Source organism: Arthrobacter sp. GW822-FHT05G07, assembly GCF_058799755.1.
In genome coordinates, this window is sequence record NZ_JBXALT010000009.1 from 268,135 (window position 1) to 279,315 (window position 11,181).

General features: G+C 62.1%; 10 protein-coding genes and 1 tRNA gene. 4 read left to right on the forward strand and 7 right to left on the reverse strand.

Going from position 1 to position 11,181, the window contains the following annotated elements; translation table 11 throughout:
- The first annotated feature begins 28 nt into the window (after positions 1–28).
- Positions 29–105, forward strand: a tRNA-Pro gene (locus AC1RJY_RS17015).
- A 233-nt stretch (positions 106–338) separates the two neighbouring features.
- Here the strand turns inward: AC1RJY_RS17015 and AC1RJY_RS17020 are convergent.
- Complete coding sequence (locus AC1RJY_RS17020; protein WP_011776002.1) at positions 339–569, reverse strand: hypothetical protein; 231 nt, start codon at positions 567–569, stop codon at positions 339–341.
- Positions 570–693: 124 nt separating this feature from the next.
- Between AC1RJY_RS17020 and AC1RJY_RS17025 the strand changes: the two genes are divergently transcribed.
- Positions 694–1,962, forward strand: a complete 1,269-nt coding sequence (locus tag AC1RJY_RS17025; RefSeq protein ID WP_498602794.1) for a helix-turn-helix domain-containing protein — start codon at positions 694–696, stop codon at positions 1,960–1,962.
- 73 nt (positions 1,963–2,035) lie between these two features.
- On the opposite strand, the gene AC1RJY_RS17030 is transcribed toward AC1RJY_RS17025, so the two are convergent.
- Together AC1RJY_RS17030 and purD are read right to left on the reverse strand one after the other, a co-directional pair.
- The gene (locus AC1RJY_RS17030) at positions 2,036–2,971 is read right to left on the reverse strand and encodes a phosphoribosylaminoimidazolesuccinocarboxamide synthase (protein ID WP_498602795.1); all 936 of its coding nucleotides are present in this window, start codon (positions 2,969–2,971) and stop codon (positions 2,036–2,038) included.
- A gap of 2 nt (positions 2,972–2,973) precedes the next feature.
- A complete protein-coding gene (gene purD / locus AC1RJY_RS17035) occupies positions 2,974–4,332 on the reverse strand; it encodes a phosphoribosylamine--glycine ligase (protein ID WP_498602796.1) in 1,359 nt (452 codons plus the stop codon).
- Between the two features lie 34 nt (positions 4,333–4,366).
- Here purD and AC1RJY_RS17040 point away from each other — a divergent pair, with 34 nt between their 5' ends.
- Both AC1RJY_RS17040 and AC1RJY_RS17045 read left to right on the forward strand, forming a co-directional pair.
- Entirely contained in the window at positions 4,367–5,383 is a 1,017-nt protein-coding gene (locus AC1RJY_RS17040; RefSeq protein WP_014922704.1) for an asparaginase, read from the forward strand.
- A 20-nt stretch (positions 5,384–5,403) separates the two neighbouring features.
- The gene (locus AC1RJY_RS17045; protein WP_014922705.1) at positions 5,404–5,802 is read left to right on the forward strand and encodes a sterol carrier family protein; all 399 of its coding nucleotides are present in this window, start codon (positions 5,404–5,406) and stop codon (positions 5,800–5,802) included.
- A gap of 62 nt (positions 5,803–5,864) precedes the next feature.
- On the opposite strand, the gene AC1RJY_RS17050 is transcribed toward AC1RJY_RS17045, so the two are convergent.
- From AC1RJY_RS17050 to AC1RJY_RS17065, 4 genes are all read right to left on the reverse strand, one after another.
- A complete protein-coding gene (locus tag AC1RJY_RS17050; RefSeq protein WP_011776008.1) occupies positions 5,865–7,352 on the reverse strand; it encodes a C4-dicarboxylate transporter DctA in 1,488 nt (495 codons plus the stop codon).
- Positions 7,353–7,618: 266 nt separating this feature from the next.
- Positions 7,619–8,386, reverse strand: a complete 768-nt coding sequence (locus tag AC1RJY_RS17055; RefSeq protein WP_011776009.1) for an SDR family oxidoreductase — start codon at positions 8,384–8,386, stop codon at positions 7,619–7,621.
- Between the two features lie 31 nt (positions 8,387–8,417).
- Positions 8,418–9,179: an aspartate/glutamate racemase family protein gene (locus AC1RJY_RS17060; RefSeq protein WP_011776010.1), complete on the reverse strand. Its 762-nt coding sequence runs from the start codon at positions 9,177–9,179 to the stop codon at positions 8,418–8,420.
- Positions 9,180–9,256: 77 nt separating this feature from the next.
- Entirely contained in the window at positions 9,257–10,822 is a 1,566-nt protein-coding gene (locus tag AC1RJY_RS17065; protein ID WP_011776011.1) for an NCS1 family nucleobase:cation symporter-1, read from the reverse strand.
- Between the last annotated feature and the right edge of the window lie 359 nt (positions 10,823–11,181).

The following is an 11,181-nucleotide window of genomic DNA, read 5'->3' on the forward strand; positions in this document are numbered from 1 at the left end:
TTCTTGAACAGTTGCTTTCGCAGCGGATCGGGATGTAGCGCAGCTTGGTAGCGCGCTTCGTTCGGGACGAAGAGGTCGCAGGTTCAAATCCTGTCATCCCGACCAAACACGAAAATGGCGTCGAGAAATCGGCGCCATTTTTGTTTGCCCGAACCACCCCCGCGCCACTCAAGACACGCGCAACGCATCCCCGCGCGCGACTCGCACATCCGGGCAGCGCCACCCCACCTCCGGGTCCTGAGCGAATTCGGGTGGCGCCAATACACATCACAAAAAGGCAAAAAGAAACCCCGGAGCTGGGTTCGTCACACTCCGGGGTTTCTTTTACTACAATTGTTTTACATAGGGTCGGGCCAGTTGCCGATGGACATCGTGCTGAATGTCGGTTCGGTCTCGGCCTTGTCCTTCTTGGGCACCGTGGTGGTGGACCGCATGGGGTCCGGCCAGTTACCGATGGCGCTTACTGTGCTGGAATCTGCTGCGGGAGCAGCAGAGACTACCCCGGGAGCCGCAACCGCGAACGTCAGTGCGCCCGCCACGGCCACTGACGCGATGATTTTCTTGAACATGTTGTACCCCAATGCGAGTCGGATTCGTTACGGAAATTGCACGGTCCCTGTTGACATACATTGTAAAATGTTTTCCACAGAGACTGTCAAGGTTTTGGTCAAAAGACACCTGTAGGAGGGACCCGTGGGAAACGGATTCGGCGAGAAGCTACGTGCCGAACGGCTCGAACGTGGGTTGACGCAGGCAGAGCTAGGCAAGAACCTGTATTCACCGAGCTATATTTCGCTGCTGGAGACCGGTCGCCGCGAGCCTACGGCCGAGGTCATCGAGGAGCTGGCCCGCAGGCTGGAGCTGGCGCCCAAAGCACTTGAAGCGTGGAGCCAACCAGTCTCCGTCAGTGATGCCGAGTACGTCCTCGCCGGACTCTACGCCCGGCAGGCTTGGGACCTTCGCGACTACCAACTGGCCGCCAGCCACGCCGCCACCGCCGCGCAGATTGCCCTCGAGGCCAAGAACAACAGCGCTTGGTGGAACATGACGTACATGCAGGCAGAATGCGTGATGAAGCAGGGCATGTTGAAGGAATGCCAGCAAATCGTCGAGCACCTGCTGGAGCACCCCATGGCCACGGAATCCGCCGGCCTGGGTGTTCGTGCCTGGCAGATGCTTGCCGCTGTGTGCCACGGCCAAGGCCAACTGGCCACCGCCGTCGAGCATGCGAAGCAGGCAGTAAAGCTGAGCGAGCAACTGCCCAAAGGATCCACGCTGATCATCGGTGCACACCGTGCACTGATCGGCGCGTTGGCCGAAAGCGGCAAGCTCGACGAAGCGTGGACGTATTGCCTGGCCATGATCGAGCACATGGACGAGCACTCCATGTCGCAACTGGCCGGCGAGGTCGCCTGGGTGGTGGGGAACGTCGCTTTCATGCGGCACGACTACATTGAGGGCATCAAGCACCACGAGCGCGCTGCCAAGCTTCTCTCCCCCGCCAACGACATCGAACTGTGGGCCCGCTTTAACAAGGCCTCGGCGGCGGTCCGCTTGTCCTCCGGGATCGTGGAACCGGAGACACTTTCTTCCATTGAACGCGCCGAACTCGCTTTGTCGATCGTGGGCGGAAACAAGACGGACCAGCTTGAGGTCGCGTTCATCCGCGCCCGCTGGCTGTACTTGACAGGTGACATTCCGGCCGCAGTGTCCAAGCTCCGCGAAATCTACGAGGACCGCAAGGTCCTGGCTCGGCACACGGCCGGCGAAGTCTCGCTGCTCCTGGGCAAGTCGCTCAAGGCAGCCGGCGAGTCGACCGAAGCCCTGCATTACCTGGAAGAAGCACAGCACGATTTCAGCGCCGCTGGAGCCTCGGACCGGGTGCAGCAAGCAATGGACGCTGTCCTGGAAATCCGGCTGGCCGAGCGCCGTGCCGCAAAGGAACATTCCGAGGCCAGCTAAACCCAACTGAGTCGCAGTAGAGCACGTTTTGAGCGGTCAAAACGCGCTCTACTGCGACTTAGTTGGGTGGGACCTACGCGAAGGTGCGGCCCGTCAGCTTCTCATACGCCTCGACGTAGCGGGCGCGCGTGCGGTCCACGACGTCGGCCGGAAGTGCCGGCGGCGGAGTGTCCGAGGCCTTGTCCCAACCGGACTCGGCGGAGGTCAGCCAGTCACGGACGTACTGCTTGTCGTACGAGGGCTGCGACTGGCCCGGCGCATACGTGGACGCATCCCAGAACCGCGAGGAATCCGGAGTCAGGACTTCGTCGCCCAGGGTGATGATCCCAGTAGCTGCGTCAATTCCGAACTCCACCTTGGTATCGGCGAGGATGATGCCGCGTTCACGGGCGATTTCCTCGGCACGGGTGTAGATCTTCAATGTGAGTTCGCTGAGGCGGGCCGCGATGTCGTCGCCCACCATGGCTACGACGTCGTCGTAGGTGATGTTTTCGTCGTGCTCGCCAACCTCGGCCTTGGCCGACGGGGTGAACAAAGCCTTCTCCAGCCGGGATCCATCCACGAGGCCCTCCGGCAGGGGGATCTCACAGACCGTACGGGAGTGCTTGTACTCAGCCAGGCCTGAACCAGTGAGGTACCCCCGGGCAATGCATTCCACCGGGAACATGTCCAGCTTCTTGCAGATCATGGCACGGCCCTGGACGGCGGCAGGAACGCCGCCCTCCACAGTGGAAGCCAACACGTGGTGCTCTACGTCCAGCTGATCAAACCACCAGAGGCTGAGCTGCGTGAGAACGCGGCCCTTGTCCGGGATTTCGCTGCTCAGGACGTGGTCGTACGCGCTGATGCGGTCGCTGGCGACCACCAGGACGCATTCCTGGCCGAACCTTTCGGTGATGGATTCATCGGCCGGAACGTACAGGTCGCGGACCTTGCCGGAGTAGACGTGCGTCCAACCGGGAAGTTGCAGGGCCTCGGTCTCGAGGCCGCCGGGAGTGCTTTCAGTCATGCTCAGGCCTGTACTTTCGGGATGGTTCCGGTGGCTGCGTACGGCACGCGGATTTCGCCGCGTGCGGCCTTGCCTCCGATGTCCGTGCGGAACTGTGAGCCTTCAAGCTGAACCAGCTCGACGCCGTCGTACGCCTTTTCGCGGGCCTCCACCAGATCGGAACCGAGCGCGACAACCGCCAGGACGCGGCCGCCGGCCGAGACGACCTTGCCTTCCTCATCCAGCGCGGTGCCGGCGTGGACTACGTGGACGCCGTCGAGCTCGTCCACCTTTTTCAGGCCGCGGATGCGATCGCCCGTGCGGGGCGTGTCCGGGTAGTTTTCGGCGGCTACGACGACGGCGACTGCCGTGTCCTTGGACCAGCGCAGCTCTTCTGCGGTATCCAGTTCGCCCTTGGCAGCTGCCAGGAGCAGCGCGCCGAGCGGCGTCTTGAGCCGCGCCAGAACGGCTTGCGTCTCGGGGTCGCCGAAGCGGACGTTGAACTCGATGACGCGTGTGCCGCGCGACGTCAGGGCAAGTCCGCAGTACAACACGCCGATGAACGGGGTGCCGCGGCGGGCCATCTCGTCCACAGTGGGCTGTGCCACGCGGTCGATGACTTCCTGGACCAGCCCCTCGGGAGCCCATTCGAGCGGTGTGTACGCGCCCATGCCACCAGTGTTGGGGCCTTCGTCGTTATCGAAGATGCGCTTGAAGTCCTGCGCCGGGGACAACGGGACGGTGGTGCGGCCGTCGCAGAGGACGAACAGGGAGACCTCAGGGCCGTCAAGGAATTCCTCGATGACTACCGTTCCACCGGCGTCGAAGCATGCCTGGGCGTGAGCCAGGGCTTCCGCTCGGTCCTTGGTGACCACCACGCCCTTACCGGCGGCCAGGCCGTCGTCCTTAACTACATACGGGGCACCAAAGGTGTCCAAGGCGTCGGCAGCTTCGTCAGCGTTGGTGGCAACGCGTGCCATAGCCGTGGGAACGTTGGCTTCAGCCATGATCTGCTTGGCGAACGCCTTGGAAGCCTCCAGCTGGGCTGCTTCCTTGCTGGGACCGAAGACGGGAATGCCGGCTTCGCGGACCGCGTCGGACACACCGGCAGCCAAAGGCGCCTCGGGTCCTACGACAACCAGGTCCACGCCCAGCTTGGTGGCGAGGGCGGACACGGCTTCCGGGTTGTTCCCGTCAATCGCGTGGGTGGGAACGAGTTTGCTGATGCCCGCGTTGCCCGGGGCCGCGTGGACCTCGGAAACGTTGGGATCTTCAAGCAGAGAGCGGACAATGGCGTGTTCGCGGCCGCCTGGGCCAATGACGAGTACCTTCACAGTCTTCAAGGGTACTTTGTGAAGGGCGCGGGGCCTAAGCTGTGTCATTCACCGGACCCCGTACGCCCCTAGACTTGGCTGTATGCCCATGAGTTCGCATGAAACGTTCAACGTTGAGTCCGCGGTAGAACTGGCAGTGATCGAACGTAGTGGCTTTATTGAGTCCCGGCACATCGGCGCGGCCGTGGTTCTTGCCGGCGACGGCTCGGTGGTCACCCGTCTTGGTGACATCGACGCTCCCATTCTCGCCCGCTCCACGCTCAAGCCCTTCCAAGCCCTGGCTTCCATGCAATCCGGCGTGCCCCTCCGTGGCGCCCAAGTTGCTGTCGCCTGCGGCAGCCACACCGGTTCCCTGGATCATATGGACGTTGTGGAGGGGATGCTCAAAGCAGCAGGCGTGAAGGAGGAAAACCTCCAGTGCCCTGCCGCCTGGCCCCAGGACGAAACGGCCCGCAACTGGCTGGTTCGCTCCGAACGCGGACAATCGAAACTGGCATTCAACTGCTCCGGCAAGCACGCAGCATTCCTGTGGGCCTGCACCGAAAACGGCTGGGACTTGCGCAGCTACCTTGAACCAAACCATCCGCTGCAGCAGCGCGTGCGCTCGGTGATTGAGGAATACAGCGGCGAAACGATCTCCCATTTGGGCATCGACGGCTGCGGCGCACCTGTTGCTGCCATCTCACTGACCGGCCTGGCCCGCGCCTACTCCCGCTTGGCCAAGTCCCCCGGCGACAAATCGTCCAATGCCCGTGCTGCCACCATCGCCACATCCATGCTCGACTACCCCTGGGCCGTCCAAGGGAAGGGCGAGTCCAACACCATCGTCATGGAAGAACTGGAAGTCCTGGCCAAGATCGGGGCCGAAGGCGTCCTGGTCCTGGCAACCCCCACCGGCGCCACGGTAGCCGTGAAGATACTCGACGGAAACCTCCGCGCCACGTCCTTGGTGGGCTTGACCCTTCTGGCAGTGAGTGGAGCCGTGGACATACCGGCGGTTTCCGGTGTTTTGGAACGGGTGGTTGAGCCCGTGCTCGGCGGCGGACACGAGGTAGGCAAGATCCGGCTGGGTCACGCCGTCTCTGCCCTGCTCGACTAGTACTTCTGAGGAGAAAACGTATGGCTGTTGCACGACGCCGCGTCGATGTTTCCGAGGGCCGCGCTGCGCTGGCAGCCTGGCAGGCCGCCGTCGAGCCTTCAGATGGTGAGCCGGGCAGCGCTTCCGGGCCGCCGCCGTCGCGCACTCTCATTGCGACGGCGGTGCGCTACTCCCTGGAGGAAGTCACCGCCCGCGCGCCCGGCAACTCCGTGGAGGTCCGCGTGCCGCCGTTCGGCGTCACCCAATGCGTGGAGGGGCCCCGCCACACGCGCGGCACTCCCCCGAACGTGATCGAGTGCGACGCCGCCACTTGGCTGTCGCTGGTGACAGGACGGATTGCGTGGGCAGACGCGGTTTCGAACCACAAGCTCACTGCGTCCGGTTTGCGTGCAGACCTCTCGGAGCTGCTGCCCCTTTAGGGGTTCTTATACAGCTGAGGCCCCTCAAGAGTCGTCTTGAGGGGCCTCATGCTTTGGCTGTACTAATCCGGGCAGACCGGGTTGGATGGTTGCCCGCGCTTGCTCATTTCGAATTGCGGGATATCGTCCGCCGCGGGGCCGCCGCGGAACTTCGGAGAAGGTTCCTGGCCCTCGCTGATGCGCTGGAGTTCCTGCTCTTCGAAGACTTCTTCCTTGCCAAGCATGACGGCCGAGTCATGGTTGGTGATCTCACCGTTGAAGGCGCGGACCATGACGCTGCGGTCAAACTGGCCCTCCCACTTGGCGACGACGAACGTTGCCACGCAGTTGCCCAGCAGGTTCACCACCACACGCATGGAGTCCATGAGGCGGTCGGCTCCAAGGAGGAGTGCGACGCCGGCCACCGGGAAGATGCCGAGCGCTGCTGCCGTGGCGGAGAGGGCCAGGAAGGACGAACCCGGCACACCGGCCATGCCCTTGGAAGTCAGGAGCAGGACGCCCAGGGCCGCCAACTGCTGGCCCAGATCAAGGTTGTGGCCGAAGGCCTGCGCCAGGAACAGCAGCGAGATGGACAGGTAGATCGCCGCGCCGTCCAGGTTGAAGGAGTAGCCGGTAGGTACCACCAGTCCGGTGGTGGCACGGGAGCAGCCTGCGTTGGTCAGCTTGGTCATGATGCGTGGCATGACAGCTTCCGTGGAGGCTGTTCCGAGTGCCAGCAGGAATTCTTCGCGGGTGTACTTGAGGAATGACCACAGCGGAACCCTGGCGAAGCTCCAAGCCACCAGGAACAGCAACGCGATGAAGACAATCGCTGCGCCGTAGCAGGCGGCTATCAGCAGAGCATAGGTACTGAGCGTGCCCAGACCGTACTGGCCGATGATGAATGCCATGGCACCAAATGCACCGATGGGAGCCACTTTCATGATCCAGGACATGATCTTGAAGATCAGTTCCAGGACGGTCTCCATCAGGCTGATGACCGGCATGCAACGCTCGCGGCCGATGACAACAATCGCAGCACCGAAGAAGACGGAGAAGAACAGCACCTGAAGCAGGCTGTTGTTGGCAAAAGCACCGATCACGCTGACGGGAATGACATCCAGGATGAACGCTGCGGCGTCCTTGGGAGGCGCGTTTCCGGTCTTGGCGTTGAGCGCGTCCTGGGAGAGCGTAGCGGGGTCGATATTAAGGCCAGCACCAGGCTGAACAATATTTCCGACGATGAGCCCGAAGACGAGGGCGAAGAGGGTGGCGCCGGTGAAGTACAGGAGCGCCTTGACCCCGACCCTTCCGACCGCTTTGACGTCGCCCACTGCTGAGATGCCTGTGACAATCACAAGGAAAATCAGCGGGGCGATGATCATCTTGATGAGTTGAATGAATCCATCACCCAGTGGCCGGAGGGCGGACCCGATGGTCGGCCAAAAATGACCGATGAGTACACCTGCGACGACGGCGATCAGGATTTGAAAAAAGAGCGACTGATACAGCCGCTTTTTCTTCTGCGGGGCCGAACTCGCCTTCAGCGCCGCGGGGTCTGGGATCTTCATTGATCTGAACCAATCAGTTGGGAACAGCCCCACATTTTGAGGGGGTTTTTCAAATGTAAGCCTGCTCACACCATTCCGCAAGAGGGAATTGCATTTCCATAATATGGAAAGTCACATTTGGTTTGGAGCTTTGGGGTGCGGGCGCCCACCACCCCTTTTGAGCACAGAAATGCCCGCGACACACCCTTTGTCAGGCGTGCCGCGGGCATTCAAGTTCAAAGTGGGTGGTGGCGGTACGGGGCTCCCGTTGAGGGAGTGCGGACTCCCTAGCCGCGACCCACGAAGGGCATGCCGGCAGCGGTCACCACCAAGGATCCAACACTCGCCGACGCCGGCATGTTGGCCATCATCAACACGGCACGGGCAGCGTCCTCCACGGGGAACATCGGCTCCACCTTGCGGCTGCCGTCGGCCTGGAGAGCACCGGAGCCCACGCCGATGGTGTCCATGATCTCGGTGCGCGTATTGCCGATGTCGATCTGCCCGGCGGTGATGCCAAACTCCCGCCCGTCCAGCTCAATACTCTTGGTCAGACCCGTCATCGCATGCTTGGTAACTGTGTAAGCCACGGACCTCGGCCTGGGCGAGTGCGCTGAGATGGATCCGTTGTTGATGATGCGGCCACCCTGCGGCTCCTGGGCTTTCATGCTCCGCACGGCCTCGGCCGCACACAGCATGGAACCGGTGACATTCACCCTCAACGTTGCTTCCCAGTCGTCCACACTGATCTCACCCACATCGCCGGCCGGGCCGAAAATGCCGGCATTGTTGAACAGCACATCAACCCGACCCCAGCGTTGGCGAACCTCCGCGAAAAGGCGGGCGACGTCGTCGGGCGCTGTGACATCGCACGGAACCACCAACGCTTCCGAATGGTCGCCTGCGGTTTCGAGCAGCTGCGCCTCACGGCGACCGGCCAACGCCACCCGGTAGCCTTCGGCGAGCATGAGCCGGGCAACTGCCCGCCCAATACCCGAACCGGCCCCGGTCACGACGGCGACCCTAAAGTTTGCGGGCGGGCTGGAGTCAGTCATGTGGTTGCCTTTCGGGTGGTGCGGTGGAGCGTCAGCGTGCGGCTTCTGCCGGCTGGGCTGGAGTTGCTTGGGCTGGGGTTATCGGCCAGCCTATGACAGTCTTCGGGCGTGGCGTCGCATAGGTTCGCACCTTGGACGTGGACAGCCCGAGACGGACCAGTGACTCGGCGATGGTGACCGCGGCGGCAACTCCATCCACCACGGGGACGCCCGTACGCTGGCGGATCTGCTCGTCGAGACCGGCCATTCCGCCGCAGCCGAGAACAATGACCTCGGCCTTGTCCTGCTGGACCGCTTGTTCCGCCTGGCTCACAATGGCTTCAACAGCACGCTCCGGGTATTCCTCAAGTTCCAGCACGGCCATGCCGCTGGCCCTGACAGAAGCGCAACGTGCTTCCAGGCCCGCGAGCTTGAGGCGGTCCTCGATCAGTGGAACAGCGCGATCCAGCGTGGTGACCACTGAGTATTTGTGTCCAAGGAACATCGCGGTGCTGGCTGCTGCCTCGGTGATATCAACTACCGGGACGTCCAGGAGTTCCTGGAGGCCTTCGCGTCCGTGCTCGCCATAGCCGGCCTGGATGACGGCGTCGAACGGCTCGGGGTAGTTCACCACTGCATCCATGACGGCGATCGCAGCGAGGTAGCTTTCGAAATTGCCCTCGCAGGAGTCGGCGCCGAAGCGCGGGGTGATGCCGATGATTTCGGTGCCGGGGGCAGCTGCCGCACGAGCCTGGGCGGCGATGGAATCCGTCATGGACTGGGTGGTGTTCACGTTTGCGACAAGGATGCGCATGGTTTTCCTCTCAACGGCGACGCCCGTCCTCTTTCCGATGGACCGGGAGGACGGGCGGGCCTTGATCTTGGGTGATGTCAGTGGGTGCTGGCGACGGCGATCGGCTCGCCGGAGACGTCTTCGTGGACTTGCTTCTTGTCCGCGACAGCGAAGTACGTCAGGGCTGCGACGCCGGCACCGATGAACCAGGCGAACGGAGCCGCCGCGGCCAGTCCCGGGATGAAGGCGATGGCGATGGCGAGGCCGGCTGCCGGGAGCATAGCGATGATGGCCTTCGGGTTGACGCCACGCTTGTAGAAGTAGGCACCCTTGGGATCTTCCGTGTAGAGCTCGGGGACGTTGACCTTGCCGCGACGGACCAGCCAGTAGTCGGCCATAACCACACCGAACAGCGGGCCGAGCAAAGCACCAAGGCCACCCAGGAAGTACACGATGACAATGGGGTTGTTGTAGAGGTTCCACGGCAGGATGATCAGACCGATGGTCCCACTGACCCATGCCGCCTTGCGGAAGTTCAAGTGCCGCGGGAAGAGGTTGGTCAGGGCGTAGACCGGAGCCACGAAGTTGGCCATCAGGTTCACGGCGATGGTCAGGATCAGCAGTGCCAGGCAAGCAAGGACCAGCAGGAGCGTATTGGGGATGCTCTCCACAATGTCCGAGGGGCTCTCGATGACGGTCCCGTTGATCTTGTACTGACCGCCGGCCATGACCACCACAATGGCGCCAAAGACGAGCATGTTGATGGGGATGCCCCAGAAGTTGCCCTTGACGATGGATTTCTTGGAAGCGGAGGAGCGGGTGAAGTCGCAGAAGTTCAAGACGAACGTTCCGTAGATCGAAACCCAGAGAGCGCCGCCGGCGAAGATGGTCAGCCACATCTCGGTACCCTCAAGACCCTTGATGCCGCTCCACTGGATGGCACCGCCGGCTTCGATGAAGACCCACACGGCAATCGCGGCCATGGTGACCAGGATGATGGGTCCGGCGAAGGCCTCGTATTTACGGATCATTTCCATGCCGAAGCTGACGATGACCAACTGGACGATCCAGAGGGCTACGAAGGAGAGCCAGCCAAGGGTGGAGAGCCCAAGGATGGAATTACTGTCCAGATCCTTGAGGCCCGGGGCCATGGCGACCAGCATGACGCGGAGAACCACCGAAGCCAGGTACGTCTGGATGCCGAACCACGCCACGGCAACGGCGCCACGGACAAGGCTGGCAATTTGCGCGCCCCGGATGCCGAAGCTGATGCGGCTCATGACCGGGAAAGGAACGCCGGTCTTCTCGCCCATGAAGCCGGAGAAGTTCAAGAGAGCGAACAGGAGGATGGCGCCGATGCCCAGGGCTACCAGGATCTGCCATCCACCCAGCCCCAAGGAGAACAGTCCGATGGCAAAGGCATAGTTACCCAGGCTGTGGACGTCGTTGGCCCAGAGGGTAAAGATGCTGTAGCTGGTCCACTTACGGCCCTTGGCCTTCGTGGGGGCGAGATCAATGTTGTAAAGGCTGGGGCTGATGGTACGGCCTGCGGCTTCGGAAGCTATGGCGCAGAGGTCAGTGTTACCTACCACCGGGTGGTTGGGGCCACCTGCGTTCTTGTCTCCCGGAGTCTCAGTGACGCCGACTGATGAAGTCGTCTGCATCGTGGATCTCCACTTCGTACTGATTCCACAATGCGGAATCTAGTTATTGAATAGTGAAAGCACTCTATGACTCAGGTCACGTAACGTCAAGGGTTCCCCATGTATGCAGGGTCACATTCTGTTGCTTGAGCAGTGCTTTGCCAGTTGACTGTTTTGGTTACGCAATCCGTGTTGACGCTGCCCAACCAGCAGACGTAATCTCGAATTGCAGAATTTTATTCTCACAATACGAAATTCGATGAGCGCCCCCACAGAGCAAGCGCCCAGACATTCAATGAAGAGAGGTTGGACGTGGCTGCAGGAGAAGAGACCTCACACATCCTCAGCGGGTTGACTGCCCAGCTGCCTGATCGTGATCC